The sequence below is a fragment of the Roseomonas aerilata DSM 19363 genome (genome assembly GCF_000711725.1).
GTDB classification, from domain to species: Bacteria; Pseudomonadota; Alphaproteobacteria; order Acetobacterales; family Acetobacteraceae; genus Roseomonas; species Roseomonas aerilata.
Genome location: NZ_JONP01000002.1, coordinates 204,704 through 230,153, shown reverse-complemented (window position 1 = coordinate 230,153; position 25,450 = coordinate 204,704). Strand labels below are relative to the sequence as shown.

The following is a 25,450-nucleotide window of genomic DNA, read 5'->3' as shown; positions in this document are numbered from 1 at the left end:
CATCGCGATCAATCGCACGGAGGTCGAAACAAACTTTCATCACAATCTTGTTATAGCACGGTTGCTAATCATCTTCCGGTCTCACAACATTCGTCAGTCGGCCCTCCAGCAGCACATCCCGCATCGTTTCGGCACTTTTGAGACGGATATCGAGCAGGGCCTCCGGCGAATGGAAGGCGCTGTGGGGGGTGACGATGAGTCGCCCCGACAGCCAGGGCTGTCCCTCCCGGTAGGCATTAAGCAAGGGGTGGACCACCGGCCCCGGCGGCTCCTCCGGCAGGACGTCGAGGCCGGCCCCTGCGAGCGAGCCGTCCCGCAAGGCGCCCTCCAGCGCGTCCAGGTCGAGGATCGGACCGCGAGCGGTGTTCACCACCACCGCGCCAGGTGGCATCAGGCCGAGGAGGCGGGCATCCACCAGGCCGCGGGTGCTGCGGGTCAGCGGCGTGTGCAGGGAGAGGGTGTCGGCCCGGGTGAAGAGCTCTTCGATCGTGCGGGCGCGCTCGATCCCGAGGGCGAGCTCCGTCCCGTTGGGCCGGTAGGGGTCGTGGAAGACCACTTTCCAGCCGAAGGCCTTCGCCCGGAGCGCTGCGGCCGTGCCGATCCGCCCGAGGCCGAGCACGCCGAAGACACGGGTCGAAGGCCGCTGGATCAGTGGCGACTCGATGGGCGCCCAGGCGGCGGGCGGGCTGGCGCGCTGCGCGTCGTGGTGCAGCAGCAGCCCGCGGCGAAGGGCAAGGGCGAGGCTGATGGCGTGGTCGGCCACCTCCGTCGTGCCGTAGTCCGGCAGGTTGCAGACCGTGACGCCCCGCGCCGCCAGCGCCGGCCGGTCCAGCCGATCGTAGCCGACGCCCATGCGGACCACGCAGCGCAGGCGGGGGAAGCGGGCGATGTCGGCGGCTTTCAGCCAGTCGCGGAAGACGAAGAGACCCTCCACCTCTGCGCAGAGGGCGTCCGGCACCTCCGCCAGGCTGCCGACGACGGGTTGCAGGATGCGGACATCAGGGCCCAGCACCGCCTGCTCCACCGTGTCGTCGGGATAGAGGCCCTCCGCCTGCATCACCGTGATCGCCATGCGCCTCTCCCTCATTTTTCCGTGGCGCGGCATCCTGGGGGGCAGGGGCGCCGCCGTCCATCAGGGGCGCGGCCAGAGGCGTGGTACGGGGGAAATGGCGGATGGCAGAGCGGCGGATCCTGGTGACGGGGGCTTCGAGCGGGATCGGGGCGGCAGTGGCGCGCGCCATGGCGCTGCCCGGCGCGGCCATCGCGGTGCATGCGCGCCGCAACCGGGAAGGCGCGGAGGCCGTGGCCGCCGAGTTGCGCGCGGCCGGCGCCGCGGCCCTCGTGCTGATGGGCGACCTGACGGACGCCTCCACCCCCGCGCGGCTGGTGGAGGAGGCGGCCACCGCCTTCGGCGGCCTGGATATCGTGGTGGCCAATGCGGGCTTCGCGGACCGCACCCCCGTCTCTGCCCTGACGGACGAGGATTTCGCCCGCAGCGCCGACACCGTCCTCTGGGGCTTCCTGCGGCTGGCCCGCGCGGCGGGGCCTCATCTGCGCAGGGCAGGGGATGAAGGGCGCGACGCACGGATGATCGCCGTCTCCTCCTTCGTCGCGCATCTGTTCCGGACGGACACGACCGTGTTCCCCGCCAGCGCCGCCGCCAAGGCAGGCACGGAGGCACTGGTGCGGGCGCTGGCCCTCGAATGGGCGCCGGCGGTGACGGTGAACGCGGTGGCGCCGGGCTTCACCCGCAAGGACGCGGGCGCCCACGCGGCGCTGGACCCCGCGGCCTGGGACGCCGTGCTGCCGCGCATCCCCATGCGTCGGCTGGGCACGCCGGCGGACGTGGCGGCGGCGGTGGCCTTCCTGGCCTCGCCGGGCGCGGGCTACGTCACGGGGCAGGTGATCCATGTCAGCGGCGGCGTGGTGATCTGAGGTGGTTCGGGGGAGATACCCACTACGAGGGCTGGCGGCGCCAGAGAGGGCGCTGCCCTCTCCGGAACCTCACCCGCCAAGGGCCTGAGACCCTTGGATTCCCATCTGGCTTTCGCGGATAGGGTGATTAGGGGCCGGTTCTTTCTGGGCACCCATCCGGCGCGTGCAGTCGCCTCGGGTCAGTGACCCGAGGCGCACCGGCCGCAAAGCATCCCTAACTCAAAGAAAAAGATGATGGTGAGGGGTCCGGGGAGAGGAAGAATTCTTTCTTTCTCTCCCCGGCGTCACCAGCGCCGTCGGCCCGGACCGAAACAGTGGCTCAGCTCGCTGCTGGTAGAGCCGTTCAGGCGTCGAAGGGCAGGCCGACGTAGTTCTCGGCCACCGCCGCCTGGGCGTTGCGCGAGCCCGAGAGGAAGTCGAGGTCCGCCATGCGGATGCGGTGCTCGAAGGGCGATTCTGCCTCGTCCACGTGGAGCATGGTGGTCATCATCCAGCTGAAGCGCTCGGCCTTCCAGATGCGGCGGAGGGCGGTGGCGGGGTAGGCGTCCAGGCGTTCGGTACGGTGGTGGAGGATGGCGTCCTCCAGCGCACGGGCGAGGACGAGCACGTCGGCGACGGCGAGGTTCAGGCCCTTAGCGCCCGTGGGAGGCACGATGTGGGCGGCGTCCCCGGCGAGGAAGAGGCGGCCGTGGCGCATCGTCTCGCAGACGAAGCTGCGGAGCGGGATGATCCCCTTCTGGAAAATACGGCCCTCCGAAAGGTGCCAGTTGCCGGCGATCTCAAGGCGCTTGTGCAACTCGGCCCAGATACGGCTGTCGGGCCAGTTGGCGATGTCGTCGGCCGGGTCGCACTGGATGTACATGCGCTGGATCTCGGGGGAGCGCGTGCTGAGGAGGGCGAAACCGTCCTCGTGGCGGGCGTAGATGAGTTCGTGCCAGGAGATCGGGGCCTCGGCGAGGATGCCGAGCCAGCCGAAGGGATAGGTCTTGTTGTATTCCTGGCGAATCGCCTCCGGGATCGCCTTGCGACCGGGGCCGTGGAAGCCGTCCGCCGCGACGACGTAGTCGCATAGGAGTTCGTCCGGCGTGCCGTCCTTGTGGCGGAAGGCGATGCGTGGGGCCTCGCTCTCCACGTCGTGGAAGGCGGTGCCGGTCACCTCGAAATGGATGGTGCCGCCATCGGCGAGGCGGCCGGCGATGAGGTCGCAGAGCACCTCGTGCTGAGCATAGACGGTTACCTGCTTGCCGCCCGTCAGCTCCGTCACGTCGAGGTGGAAGCGGTTGGGGCCGTATTGCAGGGTGATGCCGCTGTGGATGTGCGCCTCGCGGTCCATGCGCGCGCCGAGGCCCATTTCGCGCATGAGGTCGGTCACCCAGTGCTCCAGCACGCCGGCGCGGATGGTGCTCTCCACCGCCTCGCGCGAGCGGTTCTCCAGGATCACGCTCTCGATGCCCGCTCGGTGCAGCAGGTGGGCGAGGAAGAGGCCGGCGGGGCCGCAGCCGACGATGCCAACCTGCGTGCGCTGGGACATGGAAAGCCTTCTTCCGGGCGGTGCGTCGTGGCGACGATCGGTTCGATCGGTAGCACGGGAGGGGGCGGGGGTGGGAAGCCCCGGGGCCGGCCGCCTTGCCGCGCTGCCCCCGGCCCGGCATGACCGGGGCGGGATGGAGGAAGTCCGATGAGCGATAAACCGCTGTTGGTAACGCGGCATGGGGGCCTCGTGCGCGCCGTGCTGAACCGGCCTGCCCGGCGCAACGCGCTGAACGGGGCGCTTTCCGCTGACATCGACGCGCTGTTGGCCGGGCTGCGCGAGGACCGCTCGGCGCGCGTGCTCGTGCTCTCCGGCGCGGGCGGGCATTTCTGCGCGGGGCTGGACCTGGACGAGGTCGGCGCCCCCTTGCCGGAGGAGCAGCGCATGGCGGCGCAGCTCGAGCGCAACCGGGCGATCGGGGCGCGCTTCGCGGCGCTGGCCTCGCTGCCGCAGGTGGTGATCTCGGCCGTGCAGGGATCGGCCTTCGCGGGCGGCCTCGGCTTCGTCTGCGCGGCGGACATTGCCCTTGCCGCTGCCGACGCGCGCTTCGCCGCGCCCGAGGTGCGGCGCGGGCTGGTGGCGGCGCAGATCCTGCCCTGGATCGTCCGCCGCACTGGGCGCAGCCAGGCCGCGCGCATGGTGCTGCAGGGCCATGTGATGGACGCCGCCGAGGCCGCGCGGATCGGCCTCGTGCATCAGGTTGCGCCCGACGCCGCGGCGCTGGACGCACTGGTGGAGGCAACCGTCGCGGACGTTCTGCAAGGCGCGCCCGGCGCGCTGGCGGAGACGAAGGCGATGCTGGCCGCCCTCGGCGGCGCGGTGCCGGAGGGCTATGCGGAGGCCGGGGCGCGGGCCTTCGCCCGCTGCACGACGAGCGGCGAAGCGGACGAGGGAATCGCGGCCTTCAAGGCGCGGCGGGCGCCGGCCTGGTTGGCTGATCAGAGTGGGTAGGGCTTTTCTGAGCGCTCGGCGCGCGTGACTCCGGGGAGAGGAAGAAGGAATTCTTCCTCTCCCCGGACCCCTCACCATCATCTTCTTTTTCAGGTTTGGATTACTTCGCGGCCGGTGCGCCTCGGGTCGATGACCCGAGGCGACGGCTTGATCAGGAAGGTTCCGCGACAGCCAGATGGGGGTCCAGGGGCCTCAGGCCCTTGGTGGGTGAGGTCTGGAGAGGGCAGAGCCCTCTCCAGGAGCCACCCGCGTTACTCCTCGTAGATCATCTTCCGCGTCATCCCCCCGTCCGACACGAACTCGGCGCCGGTGACGAAGCCGCTCTCGGGGCTGAGGAGCCAGGCGGCGAGGGCGGCGATGTCGGCCGGGCGGCCGACGCGGCCGGCGGGGTGCTGGGCGTTGTCGCGCTCGCTCAGCTTCTCGTCGCGCACGTTGATCCAGCCAGGGGAGATGACGTTGGCGCGCACCTCAGGGCCGAGGCTGATGGCCAGGGCATGGGTGAGGGCGAGCAGGCCGCCCTTGGAGGCGGCGTAGCTTTCCGTATCCGGTTCCGACTGGTGGGCGCGGGTGGAGGCGATGGTGACGATAGCGCCCCTGGCGGCACGGAGCATGGGTTCGGCGGCGCGGGCGAGCAGGTAGGTGCTGGTGAGGTTGGTGCCGATCACGCGGGACCAGTCCGCGAGCGACAGGTCGCGCAGCGGCTTTCGCACCATGATGCCGGCGTTGCAGACGAGGCCATCCAGCCGAGCCTCGGTGGCCGCGATGCCGTCGATGAGGGTGCGGACGGCGGCCTCGTCGGAGATGTCGGCGCGGAGGTGGCGGGCGGCCTCGGCGGGGCCCTCGGGCTCGGTGTCGGCGGTGACGACGTGCCAGCCATCGGCGGCCAGCCGCTGGGCGATGCCGCGCCCGATGCCCCTGGAGCCGCCGGTGACCAGCGCGACCCGCTTTTCCTCTGACATGAACCGCCCCTTCGAGTGCCGGGCGGGGAACGCGGGCGGGCGGCCCCGGTTTGGGCATGAGCGGAAGGCCCCCCGGCCCTCCGCCCCGCCCCCTGCACGCCGTGTGGATCGCCGACGCGCCATCCCCCTCTCAGACGGTCAGCAGGCGGCGGACCGATTCCTCCTCAAGCGCGCCGACCTCGCCTTCCAGCGCGACCTCGCCGCGGACCATGACGGTGATGCGGTCGGCCAGGTCGCGGGCGAACTCGTAGTATTGCTCGACCAGCACCACGGCCATGTTCCGATCCCGCGCGAGGTGGCGGATGACGCGGGCGATGTCCTTGATGACGGAGGGCTGGATGCCCTCGGTGGGCTCGTCGAGGATGAGCAGGCGGGGGCGGGCGGTGAGGGCGCGCGCGATGGCCAGCTGCTGCTGCTGCCCGCCCGAGAGGTCGCCGCCGCGCCGCCGCAGGAACTGGCGGAGGATGGGGAAGAGGTCGAAGACCTCCGACGACACTTTGGCTCCGCGCGGGGCGGCGGCGAGGGCGGTTTCAAGGTTTTCCTGCACGGTGAGGAAAGGAAAGATCTCCCGCCCCTGGGGGACGTAGCCGATGCCCGCGCGGGCGCGGTCGGCGGGGGAGAGGTTGGCGATGTCGCGCCCCTCCCACTCGATGCGGCCGGCGGAGATGCGCTCCACCCCCATGACGGAGCGCATGAGCGATGATTTGCCGACGCCGTTGCGTCCGAGGACGCAGGTGATGAGCCCGGAATCGGCCGCGAGGTCCACGCCGCGGAGGCAGAGGCTGGCGCCGTAGGAGAGGCGGATGCCGGTGGCCCTGAGCATTCGTCAGCGCCCCAGATAGACTTCGATGACGCGGGGGTCGTTCTGCACGGCGTCGATGGAGCCCTCCGACAGCATCGTGCCCTCGTGCAGGACCGTGACCTTCTCGCCGAGGGCGCGGACGAATTCGAGGTCGTGCTCCACCACCACCACGCTGCGGAGGCCCGCGATACGGCGGAGAAGGGCGGCGGTCTGCTCGGTTTCCTGGTCGGTCATGCCGGCCACGGGCTCGTCCACCAGCAGCAACTCGGGGTCCTGCATCAGCAGCATGCCGATCTCCAGCCACTGCCGCTGGCCGTGGGAGAGGACGCCGGCGAGGTCCGCCGCACGGGCGGTGAGGCCGATCTCCTCCAGCACCGCTTCGATCCGCGCGCGGGAGAGGGTGTTGAGGCGCCAGCGAAGGCAGGAGAGCGGGTCGCGCGGGGCCTTGAGCGCGAGTTCGAGGTTCTCGAAGACGGTCAGCGCGTCGAAGACGGTCGGCTTCTGGAACTTGCGGCCGATGCCGAGATTGGCGATGGCGGCCTCGTCCATGCGCGTGAGGTCGTGGTCGCCGAACTTCACGGTGCCAGCGGTGGGGCGGGTCTTGCCGGTGATGACGTCCATCATCGTCGTCTTCCCCGCGCCGTTGGGGCCGATGACGGCGCGCAGCTCGCCGGGATCGACGATGAGGGAGAGATTGTTGAGCGCGCGGAAGCCGTCGAAGACGACCGAGACGCCATCGAGGTAGAGGCCCTGCCGCTTCGTCACCGCGCGCGCCTCCGAAACAGACCGACCAGCCCCTGGGGCAGCAGCAGGGTGACGGCGACGAAGAGGCCGCCGAGGACGAAGAGCCAGAGGTCCGGCGCGAAGGAGGTAAGCCAGGTCTTCACGGCATTGACGGAGAAGGCGCCGAGCACCGCGCCGATGAGCGTGCCGCGCCCGCCGACGGCGACCCAGATCACCGCCTCGATCGAGTTGCCCGGGGCGAACTCGCCGGGGTTGATGATGCCGACGAGCGGCACGTAGAGGGCGCCGGCCAGTCCGGCCATCATCCCGGAAAGGGTGAAGACAGTGAGCTTGAAGGAGGTGACGGAGTAGCCGAGGAAGCGCACGCGGCTCTCGGCGTCCCGCACCGCAACGAGCACGCGGCCGAGCTTGGTGGAGACGATGTGGCGGCAGAGGAAGAGCGAGCCCGCCAACAGCGCGAGGGCGGCGTAGAAGAGGCCGGAGCGCGCGGCCTGCGTATTGAGCGGCACGCCTAGCAGCTCCTTGAAGTCGGTAAAGCCGTTGTTGCCGCCGAAGCCCATGTCGTTGCGGAAGAAGGCGAGCATGAGGGCGTAGGTCATCGCCTGCGTCAGGATGGAGAAGTAAACGCCGGTGATGCGGCTGCGGAAGGAGAGCCAGCCGACGACGAAGGCGAGCGCGCCCGGCACGAGCAGCGCCATGAGGATCGCGTAGGGGAAGTGCTCGAAGCCGAGCCAGTACCACGGAAGCTCGCGGTAGCCGAGGAAGACCATGAAGTCCGGCAGCACCGGGTGCCCGTAGACGCCGCGCGGCCCGATGAGCCGCATGAGGTGCATGCCCATCGCGTAGCCGCCCAGCGCGAAAAAGGCGCCGTGGCCGAGGGAGAGGATGCCCGCATAACCCCAGGCGAGGTCGATCGCGAGCGCCAGCACCGCGTAGCAGATCCACTTGCCCGTGACGGCGACGGTGAAGTCCGAGACGCGGAGCGCGCTGCCGGCGGGGAGGAGGTTGAGGAGCGGCAGCGCCGCCAGCAGGGCGATGCCCGCGAGGATGGCTCCCCGCACGAGCAGACGGGGCGGGATACCGCGGGGCACGGGGGTGGCGGTGATCTCGCTCATGCGTCAGCCGCCCGGCCCTTGAGGGCGAAGAGGCCGCGCGGGCGGCGCTGGATAAAGAGCATGATGATGACGAGCACGGCCACCTTGGCCAGCACCGCGCCCGCCCAGGGCTCGATCACCTTGTTCAGCACGCCCAGCCCCATGGAGCCGACCAGGGTGCCCACGAGGGAACCAACGCCGCCGAAGACGACGACCATGAAGCTGTCGATGATGTAGCCGGTGCCGAGGTTGGGGGAGACGTTGTCGATCTGGCTCAGCGCGACCCCTGCCATGCCGGCGATGCCCGAGCCGAAGGCGAAGGTCAGCGCGTCCACCCGGCCGGTGCGGATGCCCATTGTGGCGGCGATGCGGCGGTTCTGCACCACGGCGCGCATCTCCAACCCGAAGCGCGTGAGGCGGATGGCGGCGATGGCGAGGAGAAGGACGAGGATCGCGAAGACGATGACCCAGAGCCGGTTCTGGGTGATGAGGATGCCGCCGGGGAGCGAGAGCGTGCCCTGCATCCAGGCCGGCGAGATCACTTCGCGGTTCTGTGCGCCGAAGGCCAGGCGCACGGCCTGCTGGAGGATCATGCCGACGCCGAAGGTCATCAGCAGGGTTTCCAGCGGGCGGCCGTAGAGGTGGCGGATCAGCCCGCGCTCCAGCGCCGCGCCCGCGAGGCCGGCGACGAGGAAGGCGGCGGGGACCGATAGGGGCAGGGACCAGGGCAGCAGCCAGGGGATGCCACGGAGGGCCTCCTGCACCACGAAGGTGGTGTAGGCGCCGAGCATGACGAACTCGCCATGGGCCATGTTGATCACGCCCATGACGCCGAAGGTGATGGCTAGGCCCAGCGCCGCCAGCAGGAGGACGGAGCCGAGGGAGAGACCCTGGAAGAGGGTTTCGGCGGCGCGCTTGAAGGTCAGGCGCGTGTCGATGGAGGCGACGGCGGCGTCGATCTCGACGGCGAGGTCGGGGTTGGCGCCGCGGGCTTCCAGCAGCAGGGCGCGCGCGTCCTCGGAGGAGGCGCCGCCGAGGGTGGCGATGCCCTGGCGGCGCGCGGCCGCCTCGGGGGCCACGAGGCGGGAGGCGGCCAGTGCCAGTTCTTGACGCTCCTTCACGCGCGGCACCGTCTCGCGCGCGATGGCGGCCTCGAGGCCGGGGATGTTCTCGGCGCTCCGGCTGCGGAAGACGGATTCAGCGGCGGCGAAGCGCTCGTCGGGGTTGGTGGAGACGAGCTGCAAGCGGCCCAGCGCTCCGCGAAGGGCGGAGCGGACGCGGTTGTTGATGCGGACCGTATCGGCGCCGGTGACGTCGAGCGCCTGGCCGGTCGCGGCGTCGGTGCCGTCGAGGATGACCGTGCTGTCGCGCTTCATAAGCCGCCCTTCGGAGAGGGCGCGGAGCACGGCGAGGGCGCGCGGGTCGCCGCCCGCGCCAAGGCGTTCCACCGCCTCCGCCTGGGCGCCGAAGCCGCCCGCGAGGCCGGGGAGCGCGTCGAGATAGGCGTCCTGCGCCGCGGCGGGACGCGCCGCGGCCAGGAGAAGCACGAGGAGGAGGACGAGGCGTGCCATCTTACGGATGGGCGGCGAGGTAAGGGGCCCCGCCGCCCGCTCCTTCACGTCAGCCGCGGCGGCTGGCGTTCTCGGGGATGAAGGGGGACCAGTTCTCGGCGGGGATGGCGTTCGGCGTCTTGTAGACGATGTTGAACTGGCCGTTCTCCTGGATCTCGCCGATCATCACGGGCTTGGTGAGGTGATGGTTGGGGCGCATCTCCTCCTCGTAGCCGCAGGGGGCCATCACCTTCTGGCCGTACATCGCCTGGCGCACGGGATTGACCGCGGTGGTGCCAGCCTTCTGCACGGCCTGCATCCACATGCGGAAGCCGGTGTAGGTGGCCTCCATCGGGTCGTTCGTCACGCGCTTGTCGTTCTTGATGTAGGCGCGCCACATCGCCTTGAAGTCGTCATTCGGCTTGCCGGGCACGGACATGAAGTAGTTCCAGGCCGCGAGGTGGCCGACGAGCGGCTTGGTGTCGATGCCCGCCAGCTCCTCCTCGCCGACGGAGAACGCCACGCAGGGGATGTCCTCGGCCTTGATGCCCTGGTTGCCGAGCTCGCGGTAGAAGGGGACGTTGGCGTCGCCGTTGATGGTGGAGACGATGGCGGTGCGCTTGCCCTGGTTGGCGAAGGTCTTCACGCGGGAGACGATGCCCTGCCAGTCGGAATGACCGAAGGGCGTGTACTCCTCCATGATGTCGCTTTCGGGGATGCCCTTGCTGATCAGGAAGGCGCGCAGGATGCGGTTGGTGGTGCGCGGATAGACGTAGTCCGTGCCGAGCAGGACGATGCGCTTGGCCTCGCCGCCATCCTTGCCCATCAGGTATTCCACGGCCGGGATCGCCTGCTGGTTCGGCGCTGCGCCGGTGTAGAAGACGTTCTTGCTCTGCTCCTCACCCTCGTACTGAACGGGGTAGAAGAGGAGGCCGTTCAGCTCCTCGAAGACCGGCAGGACGGACTTGCGGGAGACGGAGGTCCAGCAGCCGAAGGTGACGTCCACCTTCGAGACCGCGAGAAGCTCCCGCGCTTTCTCGGCAAACAGGGGCCAGTTGGAGGCGGGGTCCACCACCACCGGCTCCAGCTTGCGGCCGAGCACGCCGCCCTGGGCGTTCGCCCACTCGATCATCATCAGCACCGTGTCGCGCAGCGCCGTCTCGCTGATCGCCATGGTGCCGGAGAGGGAGTGGAGGACGCCGACCTTGATGGGCGCCCCTTGGGCGAAGGAGGGGCGGATCGCCGGCATCGCCAGCGCGCCACCCAGGCCGGCCAGCGCGGCGCGGCGGGTGAGGGAGAGCGTCATCTTCTTGTCGTCCCAGATGGGCCGGTGCGCCCGCGGATCTCCCCGCGACTGGCCGGACGGTCACGGGGTTGCGAGAAGCATGCCAATTCCCAGGCAGCATCCAGCCCCGGCCTGGCGGCCGATGTGGCGCTTGCGTGAGCAGCCCTGCGCCATCATTCGGCAGGAAGCTCGGATTCCCTGGCGGTTGCCTGTTTGCTGGGTGGTCGAGTGGTGGCCGGCATGGATGGCCTTGGCGCGGACGGGCGAACCGCGGGAGAGTGCCGCATGACCGAACGCGAGAAGATGCTGAGTGGGCTGCCCTATAACGGCATGGACCCTCTTCTGCTGGCGGAGCGCCAGCGTGCCCGCGCCCTCGTGCAGCGGATGGATGCCCTGCCGCCCGAGGACGAGCCGGCGCGCCGCGCGGTGCTGGAGGAGTTGCTGGGGTCCATCGGGCCGGCCACCCAGGTGATGCCGGGCTTTCGCTGCGACTACGGGAGCAACATCCGCATCGGGGCGAACTGCTACGTCAACTTCGACTGCGTCTTCCTCGATTGCGCGCCGATCACGCTCGGCGACAGCTGCCAGGTGGCGCCCTCGGTACAGATCTACACCGCGACCCACCCCTTGGAGCCAGGGCCGCGCGCGGCGGGGATTGAGAGCGCGCATCCCGTGACCATCGGGCGCAATGTCTGGCTCGGCGGCGGATGCATCATGCTGCCGGGGGTCACAATTGGGGACGACACGGTGGTGGGGGCGGGCGCGGTAGTGAACCGCGACCTGCCGGCGGGCGTGCTGGCGGTGGGCAACCCGGCGCGGGTGGTGCGGCGGCTTTCCTAGGCTTCCTCGAGGTCCCGCGAGAGGCGGATGAGGTCCCTCGTGTGCGGGTGGGCGGCGCGGCCGGCGCGCAGCGAGGCCTCGTCCAGCTCCTCCACGATGCGGCCGCCCTGCATGACCGCGAGCCGGCCGCAGAGATGCGCGACGACCGCGAGGTTGTGCGAGACGAGGATGCAGGTGAGGCCCCGCGCTGCGCGGAGATCGGCCAGGAGGTTCAGCACCTCCGCCTGCACGGAGACGTCGAGGGCGCTGGTCGGTTCGTCCAGCAGCAGCACGCGGGGGTCGGCGATCAGCGCGCGGGCGATGGCCACGCGCTGGCGCTGCCCGCCCGAGAGCTGGTGCGGGTAGCGGAAGCGCGCGGCGCGGGGCAGGGCCACCTCCTCCAGCGCGCGGGGGATGCGGGCGTCGGCGTCGGTGAAGCCGTGCACGGCCAGCGGCTCCGACAGGATGCGGTCCACCGTCTGGCGCGGGTGGAGCGAGCCGTAGGGGTCCTGGAAGACCATCTGCACGAGACGGTAGAAGGCGCGGTCACGCTTCTGGCCGAGCGGCTTGCCGTCCACGGCGATGCGGCCGGTCCATTCCGTGACCAGCCCGGCGACGGCGCGCAGCACGGTGGACTTGCCGCTTCCGCTCTCGCCCACCAGGCCGAAGGTCTCGCCGGGGGCGACGCGGAAGGAGACGCCGCGCAGGACGTGGTTGGCTCCGAAGCGAACGTCGAGGTTCCCAATGTCGATCATGTGCGGGGCGCCAGCCAGGCGGGGTCGCGCTTGAGCGTCGCGAGGCGCTCCCGCTTCTGGGTGAGCGAGGGCAGGCATTCGAGCAGGCCGCGCGTGTAGGCGTGGGTGGCGCGGTGAAGGTCGGCGGCGGGCAGTTCCTCCATCACCTGACCCGCATACATGACGGCCACGCGGTCGCAGAAGCGGGAGACGAGGGGCAGGTCGTGGCTGATGAGCATCAGGGCCATGCCGCGGCTGTCCACCAGCTCCTCGATCAGGCGAAGGATCTCGGCCTGCACGCTGGCATCGAGGGCGGAGGTGGGTTCGTCCGCGATCAGCAGCTCGGGGTTGGGGGCCAGCATCATTGCGATCATCACGCGCTGGCCCATGCCGCCGGAGAGCTCGTGCGGGTAGGCATCGTGCACGCGGCGGGGATCGCGGATCTGCACGGATTCGAGCAGGGCGAGGGCGGCGTCGCGCGCCTCCCGCCGGCCGAGGCGGGTATGGGCCCGCAGGGCCTCCGCAATCTGGGCGCCCGCCGTCATCACGGGATTGAGGCTGTATTTCGGGTCCTGCAGGATCAGCCCGATGCGGCCGCCGCGCAGGCCGCGCATCTCGCGCTCGCTGGCATGCAGGATGTCGGTGGTGCCGAAGCGGAGCACGTCGGCCCGCACGCGCGCCGAGCCCGGCAGCAGGCCCATCAGCGCGCGGCCGGTGACGGACTTGCCCGAGCCGCTCTCGCCGACGATGCCGAGCTTTTCCCGCCCGATGGCGAAGGAGACGCCGCGCACGGCCTGGGTGACGCCCGTGGCCGAGGGGAAATCGACGTGGAGGTTGCGGACGGCCACCAGGGGTTCGCCGGCCAGAAGGGGGGCGCTCATCGCTGCTTCGGGTCCAGCACGTCGCGGAGGCCGTCGCCCAGCAGGTTGAAGGCAAGGGAAGCCGAGAAGATCGCGATGCCCGGCATGACCGCCACCCACCACTGCTCGAGGATGAAGCGGCGCGCGGTCGCGATCATCGTGCCCCATTCCGGCAGCGGCGGCTGCGCGCCGAGGCCGAGGAAGCCGAGGCCGGCCGCGGTGAGGATGATGGAGGACATGTCCAGCGTCACGCGCACGACGAGGGAGGGCAGGCACATCGGCAGCACATGGCGCAGCACGACGCGCGCGGGGGATGCGCCGGTCATGCGCGCGGCGGCGACGTAGTCCGTGCGGCGGATCGTCAGTGTCTCCGCCCGCGCGAGGCGGGCATAGGGCGGCCAGGCGGTCAGCGCGATGGCGATCACCGCGCTCTCCACCCCCGGCCCCATGGCGGCGACGAAGGCCAGCGCGAGGATGAGGCGCGGGAAGGCGAGGAAGACGTCCGTCACCCGCATCAGCAGGCGGTCCCAGAGCCCGCCCGCATAGCCGGCGACGCAGCCGACGAGCAGACCGATGGGGGCAACCAGCAGCACCACCGCCAGCACCATACCGAGTGTGATGCGCCCGCCATAGAGAAGGCGGGACCAGACGTCGCGGCCCAGCTCGTCCGTACCCAGCAGGTGGGCGGCGGAGGGGGCGGCGAGGCGATTGCCGAGTTCCTGAATGCCGGGATCGTGCGTCGCCAGCACCGGCGCCAGCAGGATCAGCAGGAGCATCACCAGGATAACCCCGAGGCCCGCCATGGCTAGGGGGTTGCGGCGGAAGGCGAGCCAAGCCTGGTAGCGGCGACCCCAGGCGGCCTGGGCGCGGGAGGCCGGCGCCTCCGTCAGCAGCCAGGCGCGGCGGCCGGAAGCGGCGCCCTCCTGCGGCGGGGGAGGCGCGCCGGCGGCTTCCGGCACGGCATCGGGCGCGATCGGCTCCAGCGCCGCGGTGGCGGTCGCGGCATCGGCGATGGGGGAAGCGGGGTCGCTCATCGCGTACGGGGATCCATGAGGCGATAGAGCAGGTCGGCCAGCAGGTTCAGCACGACGTAGATGAGCCCGACGACGAGGGTGGCGCCGAGCACCGCGTTCATGTCGGCGTTGAGCAGCGAGACCGTGAGATACTGGCCGAGGCCCGGCCAGGCGAAGATCGTCTCGGTCAGCACCGCGCCTTCGAGCAACCCGGCATAGGTGAGGAAGATCACGGTCACCAGCGGCACGGCGGTGTTGCGGAAGGCGTGGCGCCAGACGATGCGGGACCAAGAGAGACCCTTGGCGCGGGCGGTGGTCACGTATTCGGCGCGCAGCTCCGCCAGCATGAAGGCGCGCGTCATGCGGGCGATATAGGCAAGCGAGAAGAGGCAGAGCACGCCCGCGGGCTGGATGAGGTGCGCGACGGCGTCCCAGAAGGCCGGCCAGTCGCCGGCCAGCGCCGCGTCCACCGTCATCAGCCCTGTGCGGGTCTCCACCATGTCCTGGTAGACGATCCCCTGCCGCCCCGGGCCGGGCAGCCAGCCGAGCCAGGCGTAGAAGACGAGCAACGAGACGAGGGCGAGGACGAAGACCGGCAGGGAATGGCCGGCGAGGCAGAAGACGCGCACCGCCTGGTCCACCCAGGAGCCCTGCCGGGTGGCGGCGAGGACGCCTAGGCCGATGCCGATGATGCTGGCCACGATGATCGCCAGCGTCGCCAGCTCGAAGGTGGCGGGGAAGTAGCGGGCGATGTCCTCCCAGACGGGATTGGAGGTCATCACCGAGCGGCCGAGATTGCCGGTGACGATGTCGGTCAGGTAGCGCCAGAACTGCGCGTAGAGGGGCTGGTCGAGGCCGAGCTCCAGCCGCGTGCGCGCCACCACGTCCGCGGGCGCGCGGTCCCCCACGACGGCCAGCACGGGGTCGATCGGCACGACGCGGCCGATGAAGAAGGTGACCACGGCGAGGCCGAGAAGGGTGATGGGGATGCTGGCGGCGGTGGCCGCCAGCGCCCCGAGGCGCGCCCGCAGCAACCGATCAGGCCTTGGCGATCGGGGCGTAGCTGGTGCGGTCGCTCAGCACGCCGATCTGCAGCCCGCGCACGCTGTTGCGCGTCACCGCCACCTCCAGCTCCTGCAGCATCACTGCGAAAGGGCTCTCCTTCTGGTGGTCGCGCTGGATGGCCTCGTACATCGCGACGCGCTTCGCCGTGTCGGTCTCGCGCACGGCGGCCTGGGTGCGGGCGGTCAGCTCCGGGATGGCCCAGGCCGAGCGCCAGGCGAGGGTCTTGTTCCGCGCATCGTCCCCGTTGTCGGGGTTCATGCTGAAGGCCTCGGCGTTGCTGTGCGGGTCAAAATAGTCCGAGCCCCAGCGCAGCAGCGCGAGGTCGTGCTGGCGCGCGCGGGTCTTGGTGATGACCGAGCGCATCTCTCCCGGCAGCATGCGCGGGCGGATGCCGATGGCCGCGAGGTTCGCCTGCAGGGCCTGGGCGATGTCGCCCACCGGCGCGCCGGAGAAGAAGTCGAAGGCGCACTCGAAGCCGTCGGGGTGCCCCGCCTCGGCCAGCAGGCGCTTGGCGCCGGCGACATCCAGCTTGAAGGGCTTCTCGGTCAGCGCGCCGGGCAGGCCCTCGGGCAGGAAGGCCTGGTGCACGGCGTAGTTGTTCGGGACGATGTTGCGCTGGATGCCCTCGTAGTCGATGGCCATCTTGATCGCCTGCCGCACCCCCGGCTTCGCCAGGATGGGGTTCTTCTGGTTCATCGCGACGTAGAGAAGGCTCGCCTTCCTCTGCGTGACCACGGTGTAGCGGTTGTCCGTGCTCAGCGTCTTGATCTGGTCGGAGGCGAGGTTGCGCGCGATGTCGTAGTCGCCCCGCTGAAGGCCGAGAAGCTGCGCGGAAGGATCGGCGACGTGGCGCATGATGATGCGGCGCGTGGCGGGGCTATGGGCGGCGTTGGGGTTGGCCTGCAGCGTCACCGCCTCGCTCGCGCGCCAGGAGACGACGCTGTAGGCGCCGGAGCCCGCGGAATTGCCCTTCATCCAGGCGTTGCCCCAGTCGTCCCCCTGCGCGCGGGCGGTGACGGTGGCCTTCTCCACGATGCTGCCGACGGCGGCGGAGAGGCAGTAGAGGAGGAACGAGGTGGCGGTCGGCTCGGCGGTGGTCAGCACCACCGTGCGCGGATCCGTGGCACGGATCGTCGCCGCCATGTTGTCCTTGGTGAAGCCGAACTGGTTGATGATGAAGGCCGGGGCCTTGTTCAGCGCCACCACGCGCTGGAGGGAGTAGACGACGTCCTCCGCGGTCGCCTCCTTGCCGCTGGCGAACTTCTGGCCGGGCTTGAGGCGGAAGGTGAAGGTCCGCGCGTCGTCGCTCGCGGTCCAGCTCTCGGCGAGGTCGCCGGCGAGGCGGGAGGGATCGTCGTTCGGGGTGGTGACGAGCTTCTGGTAGACGTTCCCCGCGATCTCCTGCGCCGTGTACTCGAAGCTCTCGGCGGGATCGAGCGTGATGATGTCGTCGATCTGCTTCGCCATGACGATGACGCCGGGGGGCGTCTGGGCGTGCGCCGCCCGGATCGCCGCGTTCCAGGAGAGGAAGGCGGCGCCGGAGGCGGCGAGGAGGTGGCGGCGGGGGATCATGCTCTGTCTCCGGTGATCGCGGGCGGATGCCCGAGGCGCGGCCAGCCCGCAAGGCCCCACCCCGGCTGGAAGCTGGGCTGGAACCCAGGCTGGACCAGGGGCATCCCGCGTGCCAAGCGCCGTTCATGGAGTTTTGGCAAGGATTCGAACCGGCGCCCGACGCGCCGCCCCATCGGGACAGCGCGGCCCTGCCCATGCCGGACGGCAGCGCGCTGCGCCTGCCGCTGCGGGACTATGGCGGGGTGGCGGTCACGGGGCTGATCGTCAACCAGGCCTCCTTCGCTGTCCTCCGGCGCTTGGCGTGCTGGATGGCCGAAGCGGCGCGGCCGCTGGGGGCGGAGGTCGTTTGCGGCCTGCCCACCCTCGGCCACGCCCTGGCGCCACTGGTTGCGGAGGCGCTGGGGCACCCGAACTGGGTGGCGGCCGGCTATTCACGCAAGCGCTGGTACGAGGAGGCGCTCTCGGTTCCCGTCTCCTCCTCCACCACGCCGGGGGAGCGGCGGATGTGGCTTGATCCGCGCATCCTGGGCCGGCTGGCGGGGCGGCGCGTGCTGCTGGTGGACGACGTGATCAGCACCGGCAGCTCGGCGCTCGCGGGGATGGCGTTGCTGGAGCGGGCGGGCATCGTGCCTGTGGGGCTGTGCGTCGCGATGGCGCAGGGCGACCGCTGGGTGCCTGCCTGGCCCGCGGCGGTCCCGGTCTGCGCGTGCTTTGCGGCGCCGCTGCTGCGGCCGGCGCCGGGTGGCTGGGCGCCCGACCCTGCGACGCGGCCCGCGGTGCTGCTGCCGGACGGCGCTGCCTAACGAAAAGCATTGCGCCGGGCGTGTAGGCCCTGGTGTGATTGCCGATCAGCGGTTGCGGGAGGGGCATGCGCCATGCGGCGTCGGTCGGTTCTGGCGGCGGGCGGTGCCGCGCTTCTTCCGTGGGAGGCGCGGGCCGAGGAGGCGGTGGACCTGCTGCTCGTCCTGGCGGTGGATGTCTCCCGCTCCATCGACGAGGACGAGGCGCGGCTGCAGCGGGAGGGATATCGCAGCGCCGTGACCGATCCCCGCGTGATGGAGGCAATCCGTGCGGGCATGACGGGCGCCATCGCGCTCGCCTATGTCGAATGGGCGGGGGCGGACTACCAGCGGCTGGTGATCCCGTGGACGCGCATCTCGGCCCCCGCAGAGGCCACGGCCTGGGCCGATACCCTCGCGCGCGCGCCGCGCGTCGCCCTCTCCTGGACCTCGATTTCGGGCGGGCTGGACTTCGCGCTGCGCACGCTGACGGAATCGCCCTTCGAGGGCACCCGAAGTGTGGTGGATGTCTCCGGCGACGGCGTGAACAACAGCGGCATGCCCGTGGAGGGCGTGCGGGACCGGCTGGTGGCCGAGGGGATCACGGTCAACGGGCTGCCGATCATAAACGACCGGCCGACCTTCGGGCGCCCCTCTCCGATCCCGCTCGACCAGTACTACCGGGACTCCGTCATCGGCGGGGATGGCGCCTTCCTCATCGCCGCCGAGGATTTCGAGGCCTTCGGCAACGCCGTGCGTCGCAAGCTCGTGCGCGAGATCGCGGGGCTGCCCGGGCCCGCGATCGGCTAGCGCTCGATCTCCTCCACCACGATGCCGAAGGCGGCCAGGCCCTCGGCCAGGAGGTCGCCTAGCAGGTCGAAGCTGGTGAGGTAGCCCGCCGGATCGGCCTCGTGCCGCTCCCGCGCGAGGTTCAGCGCCTCCTCCCACTCGTCCGGCTCGTAGTCGCCACGGCCCACCCAGGCGAGCGCAATGAGGGAGCACTGCTCCTCATCGTTCAGCTCGCCAAGTTGTGTCTCCAGGTCCTCTGCCTCCGGGTCAGCCTTGCCGACGGGGTCGGTATCGGCGTCCTCGTCGTCCTCGGCCTCCTCCGAGGCGCGGGCGGCATCAATGATATTGGCCACGGCCGGGAGGCTGATGCCGAGATCGACCTCGCCATCCTCGTTCTCGGGCGGGCCAGGGATTCCACCGGGTTTGTCGCTCATCGAAGGGGTCCCGAATGCCTGTGTGAGTTGCTGTCGCCGGCCCAACGCCTGAACCGGCCTTCGGCTGCGCGAAACCCAAGCTCCCGACTCGGCGTTCATTCCGCGAGGTTGATTCAAGACCTTTTCGTAAGTCACTGAAATTGTTTGGCCGAGGGGCACTGCAATGATGAAGATCGGCGCGTTCGCACTCTTCGGCTTCCTGGTCTTGTCCCCGGTCGCGCAGGCCGCCGATACGCCTGCCTTCGTCAACGCAACGGTCTGCGATGCCGCTGCTCCCATCACGGCTGCGACAGCGGTCATCCGGCGCCATGTGAGCGCCCAGGTCGGCGCTCATAAGCGCGTGGCGCAGCGCCCTGTCGCCCGGCCGCAGCAGCGGGCCGCGGCTCCCGCACAGGCCCGGCGCCACGCCGCGCGGCCGGCGCCCCGGCCTGTCGAGGAGACCGAGGTTCCGTCCAACGAGAGCGAGGCGGTGCTTCGCCCGGCCGTGCATTTCTGCATCACGCCGGCTGGCTGGGATAATCCTGTTCGCTACACCTGAGTGGACGGGCGGGGGCAGGGCAGACCCCGTCAGGTACTCCCCGTCAGGCCGCCCAGTCGGGCGCGAAGGGCGGGTTCACGAAACGCTGATCCTTCGGCAGCGCGTCAATCTCCGCCACATCCGTGTCCGTCAGCTTCGCGGCCAGAGCGAGGGCCTCGAGATTGGCCTTCTGCGTCTCGGGCCGCGACGCCTTCGGGATGGCGTTCACCCCGTCCTGCCGTAGCAGCCAGGCGAGGGCCACCTGGGCGGCCGTCACGCCGTGCCGCCCGGCGATGGCGCCGATCCGCGGGTCCGAGGCCAGGCGCCCCTGGGCGAGTGGGGCATAAGCGGTCAGCACGATGCCCTGCGCGCGGGTGACCTCCAGCAAACGGTCCTGCGAGAGAAGGGCGTGGTACTCGACCTGGTTCGCCGCGATCGGCACGCCGGTCTCGATGGCGCGCTTGAGCAGGCCCGCGGGGAAGTTCGCGACGCCCACCGCGCGCGCGAGCCCCTCCTCGCGCAGCCGCGCGAGGTCGTGCATCGCCTGCGCCACGTCGATGTCGGGCGAGGGCCAGTGGATAAGGTAGAGGTCGAGGTAGTCGGTGCCGAGGCGCGAGAGCGAGGCCTCGCAGTGCTGGCGGATGCGGCCGAGATTCTCCCACCAGACCTTGCTGGTGAGGAAGATCTCGCCGCGCGACAGGCCAGAGGCCTTGAGGCCGGCGCCGACCGGCTCCTCGTTCCCGTACATCTCCGCCGTGTCCACGGCGCGGTAGCCGAGGCCGAGCGCAGATTCGACGGCAGCCTGGCACTCGGCGCCGGAAAGCCGCCAGGTGCCGAAGCCGAGGCGCGGGATAGAAAGATGGGGTGTGGTGATGCGATCGCTCATGGCCGGGAAGGGTGGGGACGCGTCAGCGCTTCGCCAAGTCCAGAAGCGCCGCGAAGCCCGTTTCCGTGCCGAAGGCGAGATGCGTTCCTGCCGCGTTCCATGACAGGGCGGAGACGGAGCCGCGCCCGGGTGCCGCGATCGGCACCACCTTGCCCGAGCCGATCTCGGCCATCAGCACCAAGCCATCGGCGAAGCCCGCGACCACCACCTCGTGCTGCGGATGGCAGGCGACGCGCGTGCAGATGACCTGATCGCCGCCCGCAATCTCCGTCGGCGCCTTGCCCATCGGGCCGCCGCCGAAAAAGGGCCAGAGCACGACGGAATCCGCGCCGGAGGAGGCCAGCCAGCGCCCCTTGGCGGTGAAGGCGATGGACTGCGTCTTCGCGGGATAGCCGGACATGCGCATGTGCTGGCTGTCGGTTAGGCGCCAGCCGTGCAGCGCGTTCTCCTGCATCGCCGTCACCACCGCCTGCCCGTCGGGCGCGACGGCGACGGCGTGGTGGCTGCCCTTCCATTCCAGCACGCGCGGCTTGTCCTCCTTGGCCGCGACGAACCAGGAAGAGACGCCGTTGTAGTGCGAGGCGAAGACGCGCTTGCCCTTCGCGTCGATGGCGATGCCGCCGACGGTGGAGGGATGCGGGCCGAAGACCTTCAGCTTCGCGCCCTTGCCGTCCAACAGGTGGACGTTCTTGCCCACCGCTGCCGCGCGCAGGCCGGACGCGTGGGTGGTGACGTGGTCCACCCACTTCATGGTGCCGAAATCGGCCACCGTCTCCGTCGTGCCGTCGGGCGCGATGCGCAGCAGCTTGCCGTCGTCGCCACCCGAGAGCAGGCCCTCCGCATAATCGGGCGCGAGCGAGAGGGCGGCGCCCTCATGCGCCTCCAGCCGCCTCCACTCGCCCGCGTGGTCGGCGGTGGCGGCAAGGTGCACCGTGCCATCCGAGAGCGCGAAGCCGGCCGTGCGGCCCTCCCGCCCGAAGACCGCGCCCACCACCCAGGCGCCGAGCTCGCGCCCGGTGCCGCGCTGATCGAGCAGGAAGTCCGCTTCCGCGACGCCGGACATTCAGGCGGCCACCGTGGATTCGAAGCCGCGCCGCAGCCGCGGGCGGTTCAGGTCGCGGCCGATGAAGACGATGCGGGACTTGCGCGGATCGCCCTCCTTCCAGGGGCCGATGTAGTCGCCATCCGCAATCATGTGCACGGCCTGGAAGGCGAAGCGGCGGTCGTCGCCGGCGTAGTGCAGGATGCCCTTCGTGCGCAGCAGGTCCTGGCCCTTGGTCTGCAGCAGCTCGCCGATCCAGGCATTGAACTTCTCGGCGTCGATGGGCTGATCCACCTCGAAGGAGACGGACTGCACGGCGCTGTCGTGGCTGTGCTCGTCGTCGCCCGAGAGGAATTCCGGCTCGCGCGCGAGGATGCGGTCCAGGCGGAAGGCGTCGCGGCCGATGACGGCGTCGAGCGGCACGTCGGACTTGGTAGCGCGGCGGATTTCGACGGTCGGGTTGATGGCGCGGATACGGCGCTCGACCTCGTCCGCTTCCTCGGTCGTCACCAGGTCCATCTTGTTCAGCACGATGACGTCGGCGAAGGCCACCTGCTCCTCGGCCTCCGGGCTGTCGCCCAGGCGGCTCAGCAGGTGCTTGGCATCCACCACCGTGACGATGGCGTCCAGCCGCGTCGCGCGCTTCACGTCCTCGTCCACGAAGAAGGTCTGGGCGACGGGGGCGGGGTTCGCGAGACCCGTGGTCTCCACGATGATACCGTCGAACTTGTCCTTGCGGCGCATCAGCCCGCCGAGGATGCGGATGAGGTCGCCGCGCACGGTGCAGCAGATGCACCCGTTGTTCATCTCGAAGACCTCCTCGTCGGCGTCGATGACGAGGTCCTGGTCCACGCCCATCTCGCCGAACTCGTTGATCACTACCGCGAACTTGCGGCCGTGGTTCTCGGTGAGGATGCGGTTGAGGAGGGTGGTCTTGCCGGCGCCGAGATAGCCGGTGAGGACGGTGACGGGGACGGGCAGGGTTTCGGACATGATGGGGAGCCTCGGGAAGGGAGAGGTCGTGACCTGGCCGCGTTATATAGTAGCGCGGGGGGTCGGGGCCATGGGGGGTGCCCAACCGCCCGCGGGGTTCCTGCGTTGTTCCGGCATCATCGCCCGAGAGGAGCGCAACGATGCCCCGTGGTGACAAGTCCGCCTATACAGACAAGCAGAAGCGCATGGCCGCACATATCGAGGAGGGCTACGAGAAGCGCGGCATCCCGGTGGAGGAGGCCGAAGCGCGGGCCTGGGCCACCGTTAACAAGGAGACGGGCGGCGGCAAGAAGAGCGGCTCCGGCCGCGGCAAGCCGATGAACACGCAGCCCTCCCGCACTGGCGGGGAGCGTGGCGGGGCTGCCTCGGCGGCGCGGCCGGCGGCGATGCGCTCTGCCTCGGCCAAGAAGGCCGCCTCCTCCCGCACGCCGGAGCAGCGCTCGGCCTCCGCAAGGAAGGCGGCGGCGACGCGGAAGCGGAATGCCGAGACGAAGAAGGACTGAGCGGAGGGCCGGGGCGGAGTAATTCCCCGGGCATCGCATCCGCCCCGGCCGGAGATGGCCCTGCCCCGGATGCCGGGAGAGGGCCTTCCCGAGCGGACCCGGGATCAGTCCACCTGCGCCCCCGAGCGCCGCACGATCTCCCCCCAGCGCGCGATATCCGCCTCCTGGATGCGGCGCAAGGCCTCCGGCCCCGGATCGGCCGGCGGGGTGATGCCCTGGTTGTCCGTTAGCCAGGTGACGAAGTCCGGCTGCGCGATGATGCGCGCCACTTCCTTGGCCATGCGGGCCTGGATGGGGGCGGGCAGGTGGGGCGGGGCGATCAGGCCGTACCAGGTGCTGCTCTCGAAGCCCGGCAGGCCGCAGGCCTGCTCGATCGTCGGAACGTCCGGCAGCGGAGCCAGGCGGGCGCGCGTGGTCACGCCGAGGGCGCGGAGCTGGCCCTGCTGCACCGGCGCGATGCTCGGCCCGCTCTGGTTGAAGAAGAAGGCGGACTCCCCGGCCAGCAGGGAGACCATCGCTGGTCCCTGCCCGCGATAGGGCACGTGCAGCACGTCGATGCCCGCGGCGACGGCGAACTGCACCGCCGAGAGGTGCGTCGACGCCCCGTTGCCGGTGGAGGCGTAGGCGAGGCCGCCCGGCTTGGCCTTGGCCGCCGCGATCAGGTCGCGGCAGGTGCGGAGGTTGGGGGAGTGCTCGGGGCTGACCAGCAGCACGTTCGGCACGTCGCCGAGGATGGCGATATGCGTCACGTCCCGCAACGGATCGAAGGGGAGCGACTTGTAGAGGGTTGCGTTGATGGCGTGCGTGCCCGCGGTCGCCAGCAGGAAGGTGTAGCCGTCCGGCCGCGCGCGGGCGACGTATTCGGAGGCAATGTTGCCGCCCGCGCCCGTGCGGTTGTCCACCACGACGGGCACGCCCAGCGCGCGGGTCAGCGGCTCCGCCAGCTTGCGCGCGTAGATGTCCACGCCGGAGCCGTTGGGAAAGCCGCCCATGATGGTGATGGGCCGGTTAGGCCAGGGCGCCTCCTGTGCCGCGGCGGGAAGCGCGAGGGCGAGTGCCGCGAGGGCGAGCGCGGTTCGGCGGAGCATGGGCGGGGCCTCCATCGGTGTTGCCTCAGGCGAAGTCGCGCGGCCGGATGCCGGCGTGGAAATAGGTGATCATGGCGTAGATGTCGTAGACCGGCCGGCCCGTGGCCCGCTGCACGGCCGCGGCATAGGGCGGCATGTTCGTGCATTCGAGCACGATGGCGCCGACCTCCGGATGGCGCGCGACGAGGCGCTCGGCGGCCTCGACCACGTCCCTTTCGGCGAGGTCCACGTCCATGTCGTCCTTCTCGGCCTTGATCAGGACGCGGAAGAACTCGCGCCCGCTCTCGGTGCCCTCCATGGGGATGTCGAGGGGCACGCCGGCGGCCTCGAGATGCGCGGGCGAGAGGCTACCGCCGGAGACGGTGACGAGCCCGACGCGCTGGCCGGGCGGCAGCATCGCCTGCACCCAGGGCACCTGCATGAGACTGCTGGTGGCCACCGGCACGCCCACCGCCGCCGCGATCTCCCGCTGGAAGAGGGAGAGGAAGCCGCAATTGGTGGTGATGGCCTCCGCGCCCTGGGCCACCAGCTCGCGCGCGGCCTCCAGGAAGTCCGGCAGCAGGCCGCGGGCCCCCTCCAGCACCACCTTCTCGGGGCTCGCGCCGCGCACGACGCGGTAGAGAACCGGGAAGGGCCAGGTGCCGCCATTGCCCATGTCGCCGTGGATGCGGGGGAAGCGCGCCTCCAGCATGAGGATGCCGAGCGGTGCGCCGTAAAGGGCGCGGCCGCCGCGCGCGATGCCCCGGCGGCGCGTGGGGAGGGAAGGGGGTGCTGCGGTCATGGTCGGGCCCTGGGTCGAGGAACCCCCTCAGCATAGGACGGGCCAACCGCCTTGTCGGGTGCCCCCGGGGCCCGCCGGCACCGCTCCTGCCCAGGATTGCGCCAGTCCCGGCGCTGCCTGACCGCGAAGCGGGCGGGCCGGGGCCCTAAGCCCGCGCTTCCCGTGGCACGTCGATTGCCCTCAGCATGGGGCTTTTCACGGATCGCGCCCCCTGATGTCTGACACGCCCCTCGTCGCCGGCCTGTTCCACGTGGCCGTCAAGACCAGCGACCTCGCCGCCACCCTCGCCTTCTACAAGGGCGTGCTGGGCCTCGCTGAAGCCCATCGCCCCGACTTCGGCTATCCCGGCGCCTGGCTCTCCGTGCCGCTGCCGGGCGGGCAGGCCCTGCTGCATGTCTATGCCGGCGGGCCGGCGCTCGGGCCCGAGGGCGTGGCGCCCCAGGGCACGGCCGCGATCGACCACGTCTCCCTCGCCTGCCGCGGCTACCACGCCTTCGTCGAGCGCTTTCGGAAGGCGGGACTGGACTGGCGGGAGTTCCTCGTGCCCGGCACCACCCTCTGGCAGCTCTTCGTCTACGACCCCTCCGGCGTGCAGCTCGAACTCACCTTCGACGGCGCCTCCGAGGCGGGCGCGCCGCCCGACATGTCCGACGGGCGCCGCTACGTCGCCGGCAGCAGCTTCTTCGATCCCCAGACCTACCCGAAGCTCTCGTGAGGCCGCCCC

At 70.7% G+C, this 25,450-nt stretch carries 27 protein-coding genes; 8 read left to right on the top strand and 19 right to left on the bottom strand.

The window, feature by feature from the left end:
* Window positions 1-64: 64 nt before the first annotated feature.
* Complete coding sequence (locus tag BO39_RS03910) at window positions 65-1,072, bottom strand: C-terminal binding protein (RefSeq protein ID WP_043830201.1); 1,008 nt, start codon at window positions 1,070-1,072, stop codon at window positions 65-67.
* Window positions 1,073-1,173: 101 nt separating this feature from the next.
* On the opposite strand from BO39_RS03910, the gene BO39_RS03905 reads away from it, so the two are divergent.
* Complete coding sequence (locus BO39_RS03905) at window positions 1,174-1,935, top strand: SDR family NAD(P)-dependent oxidoreductase (protein WP_043830199.1); 762 nt, start codon at window positions 1,174-1,176, stop codon at window positions 1,933-1,935.
* A gap of 343 nt (window positions 1,936-2,278) precedes the next feature.
* Here the strand turns inward: BO39_RS03905 and BO39_RS03900 are convergent, their stop codons facing one another.
* Window positions 2,279-3,466, bottom strand: a complete 1,188-nt coding sequence (locus BO39_RS03900; protein ID WP_043830198.1) for a 4-hydroxybenzoate 3-monooxygenase — start codon at window positions 3,464-3,466, stop codon at window positions 2,279-2,281.
* Window positions 3,467-3,613: 147 nt separating this feature from the next.
* On the opposite strand from BO39_RS03900, the gene BO39_RS03895 reads away from it, so the two are divergent.
* Window positions 3,614-4,417 carry an enoyl-CoA hydratase/isomerase family protein gene (locus tag BO39_RS03895; protein WP_043830197.1) on the top strand — a complete coding sequence of 268 codons (804 nt, stop codon included), beginning with the start codon at window positions 3,614-3,616 and terminating at the stop codon, window positions 4,415-4,417.
* 251 nt (window positions 4,418-4,668) lie between these two features.
* Here the strand turns inward: BO39_RS03895 and BO39_RS03890 are convergent, their stop codons facing one another.
* The 6 genes from BO39_RS03890 to urtA all read right to left on the bottom strand — a co-directional run bounded on the left by BO39_RS03890 (window position 4,669) and on the right by urtA (window position 10,872).
* A complete protein-coding gene (locus BO39_RS03890) occupies window positions 4,669-5,376 on the bottom strand; it encodes an SDR family oxidoreductase (protein ID WP_043830195.1) in 708 nt (235 codons plus the stop codon).
* A gap of 130 nt (window positions 5,377-5,506) precedes the next feature.
* Window positions 5,507-6,199: an urea ABC transporter ATP-binding subunit UrtE gene (gene urtE / locus BO39_RS03885; protein ID WP_043830194.1), complete on the bottom strand. Its 693-nt coding sequence runs from the start codon at window positions 6,197-6,199 to the stop codon at window positions 5,507-5,509.
* A 3-nt stretch (window positions 6,200-6,202) separates the two neighbouring features.
* Complete coding sequence (gene urtD / locus BO39_RS03880; protein ID WP_043830192.1) at window positions 6,203-6,943, bottom strand: urea ABC transporter ATP-binding protein UrtD; 741 nt, start codon at window positions 6,941-6,943, stop codon at window positions 6,203-6,205.
* Window positions 6,940-8,037, bottom strand: a complete 1,098-nt coding sequence (gene urtC, locus BO39_RS03875) for an urea ABC transporter permease subunit UrtC (RefSeq protein WP_043830190.1) — start codon at window positions 8,035-8,037, stop codon at window positions 6,940-6,942. The genes urtD and urtC overlap by 4 nt, the downstream gene beginning before the upstream one ends.
* Window positions 8,034-9,587, bottom strand: a complete 1,554-nt coding sequence (gene urtB, locus BO39_RS03870; RefSeq protein WP_043830419.1) for an urea ABC transporter permease subunit UrtB — start codon at window positions 9,585-9,587, stop codon at window positions 8,034-8,036. The genes urtC and urtB overlap by 4 nt, the downstream gene beginning before the upstream one ends.
* Window positions 9,588-9,636: 49 nt before the next feature.
* Window positions 9,637-10,872: an urea ABC transporter substrate-binding protein gene (gene urtA, locus BO39_RS03865; protein WP_043830188.1), complete on the bottom strand. Its 1,236-nt coding sequence runs from the start codon at window positions 10,870-10,872 to the stop codon at window positions 9,637-9,639.
* 264 nt (window positions 10,873-11,136) lie between these two features.
* On the opposite strand from urtA, the gene BO39_RS03860 reads away from it, so the two are divergent.
* Window positions 11,137-11,691, top strand: a complete 555-nt coding sequence (locus BO39_RS03860) for a sugar O-acetyltransferase (protein ID WP_043830186.1) — start codon at window positions 11,137-11,139, stop codon at window positions 11,689-11,691.
* Here the strand turns inward: BO39_RS03860 and BO39_RS03855 are convergent.
* From BO39_RS03855 to BO39_RS03835, 5 genes are read right to left on the bottom strand one after another with little or no spacing between them, the layout of a single operon-like run.
* Window positions 11,688-12,425 (bottom strand): ABC transporter ATP-binding protein, encoded by a 738-nt coding sequence (locus BO39_RS03855; protein WP_043830184.1) that lies wholly within the window; start codon window positions 12,423-12,425, stop codon window positions 11,688-11,690. The genes BO39_RS03860 and BO39_RS03855 overlap by 4 nt on opposite strands.
* A complete protein-coding gene (locus BO39_RS03850) occupies window positions 12,422-13,285 on the bottom strand; it encodes an ABC transporter ATP-binding protein (RefSeq protein ID WP_043830182.1) in 864 nt (287 codons plus the stop codon). The genes BO39_RS03855 and BO39_RS03850 overlap by 4 nt, the downstream gene beginning before the upstream one ends.
* On the bottom strand, window positions 13,282-14,298 hold the full coding sequence (locus tag BO39_RS03845) for an ABC transporter permease (protein ID WP_084697824.1): 1,017 nt from the start codon (window positions 14,296-14,298) through the stop codon (window positions 13,282-13,284). The genes BO39_RS03850 and BO39_RS03845 overlap by 4 nt, the downstream gene beginning before the upstream one ends.
* Window positions 14,295-15,311 carry an ABC transporter permease gene (locus tag BO39_RS03840; RefSeq protein WP_211257375.1) on the bottom strand — a complete coding sequence of 339 codons (1,017 nt, stop codon included), beginning with the start codon at window positions 15,309-15,311 and terminating at the stop codon, window positions 14,295-14,297. Before BO39_RS03840 ends, BO39_RS03845 begins: the two co-directional genes overlap by 4 nt.
* A gap of 4 nt (window positions 15,312-15,315) precedes the next feature.
* The gene (locus BO39_RS03835; protein ID WP_043830180.1) at window positions 15,316-16,914 is read right to left on the bottom strand and encodes an ABC transporter substrate-binding protein; all 1,599 of its coding nucleotides are present in this window, start codon (window positions 16,912-16,914) and stop codon (window positions 15,316-15,318) included.
* 125 nt (window positions 16,915-17,039) lie between these two features.
* Between BO39_RS03835 and BO39_RS03830 the strand changes: the two genes are divergently transcribed.
* Window positions 17,040-17,717, top strand: a complete 678-nt coding sequence (locus BO39_RS03830; protein ID WP_043830179.1) for a phosphoribosyltransferase — start codon at window positions 17,040-17,042, stop codon at window positions 17,715-17,717.
* A 72-nt stretch (window positions 17,718-17,789) separates the two neighbouring features.
* A complete protein-coding gene (locus tag BO39_RS03825; protein WP_043830177.1) occupies window positions 17,790-18,503 on the top strand; it encodes a DUF1194 domain-containing protein in 714 nt (237 codons plus the stop codon).
* On the opposite strand, the gene BO39_RS03820 is transcribed toward BO39_RS03825, so the two are convergent.
* On the bottom strand, window positions 18,500-18,916 hold the full coding sequence (locus BO39_RS03820) for a DUF3775 domain-containing protein (protein WP_043830175.1): 417 nt from the start codon (window positions 18,914-18,916) through the stop codon (window positions 18,500-18,502). The genes BO39_RS03825 and BO39_RS03820 overlap by 4 nt on opposite strands.
* A 163-nt stretch (window positions 18,917-19,079) precedes the next feature.
* On the opposite strand from BO39_RS03820, the gene BO39_RS03815 reads away from it, so the two are divergent.
* A complete protein-coding gene (locus BO39_RS03815; RefSeq protein ID WP_043830173.1) occupies window positions 19,080-19,454 on the top strand; it encodes a hypothetical protein in 375 nt (124 codons plus the stop codon).
* 43 nt (window positions 19,455-19,497) lie between these two features.
* Here BO39_RS03815 and BO39_RS03810 read toward each other — a convergent pair whose 3' ends face one another.
* Genes BO39_RS03810 through BO39_RS03800 form a run of 3 tightly spaced genes read right to left on the bottom strand, consistent with a single transcriptional unit; the run spans window position 19,498 to window position 22,354 of the window.
* The gene (locus BO39_RS03810) at window positions 19,498-20,319 is read right to left on the bottom strand and encodes an aldo/keto reductase (RefSeq protein ID WP_043830171.1); all 822 of its coding nucleotides are present in this window, start codon (window positions 20,317-20,319) and stop codon (window positions 19,498-19,500) included.
* Between the two features lie 22 nt (window positions 20,320-20,341).
* Window positions 20,342-21,382 carry a WD40 repeat domain-containing protein gene (locus BO39_RS03805; protein WP_043830168.1) on the bottom strand — a complete coding sequence of 347 codons (1,041 nt, stop codon included), beginning with the start codon at window positions 21,380-21,382 and terminating at the stop codon, window positions 20,342-20,344.
* A complete protein-coding gene (locus tag BO39_RS03800) occupies window positions 21,383-22,354 on the bottom strand; it encodes a CobW family GTP-binding protein (protein WP_043830166.1) in 972 nt (323 codons plus the stop codon).
* A gap of 140 nt (window positions 22,355-22,494) precedes the next feature.
* On the opposite strand from BO39_RS03800, the gene BO39_RS03795 reads away from it, so the two are divergent.
* Complete coding sequence (locus BO39_RS03795; RefSeq protein ID WP_043830163.1) at window positions 22,495-22,857, top strand: hypothetical protein; 363 nt, start codon at window positions 22,495-22,497, stop codon at window positions 22,855-22,857.
* 104 nt (window positions 22,858-22,961) lie between these two features.
* Here the strand turns inward: BO39_RS03795 and BO39_RS03790 are convergent, their stop codons facing one another.
* The gene (locus BO39_RS03790) at window positions 22,962-23,945 is read right to left on the bottom strand and encodes a Bug family tripartite tricarboxylate transporter substrate binding protein (RefSeq protein ID WP_052401466.1); all 984 of its coding nucleotides are present in this window, start codon (window positions 23,943-23,945) and stop codon (window positions 22,962-22,964) included.
* A 25-nt stretch (window positions 23,946-23,970) separates the two neighbouring features.
* Window positions 23,971-24,726 (bottom strand): aspartate/glutamate racemase family protein, encoded by a 756-nt coding sequence (locus tag BO39_RS03785; RefSeq protein ID WP_043830159.1) that lies wholly within the window; start codon window positions 24,724-24,726, stop codon window positions 23,971-23,973.
* 214 nt (window positions 24,727-24,940) lie between these two features.
* On the opposite strand from BO39_RS03785, the gene BO39_RS03780 reads away from it, so the two are divergent.
* Window positions 24,941-25,441, top strand: a complete 501-nt coding sequence (locus tag BO39_RS03780) for a VOC family protein (RefSeq protein WP_052401426.1) — start codon at window positions 24,941-24,943, stop codon at window positions 25,439-25,441.
* Window positions 25,442-25,450: the final 9 nt, after the last annotated feature.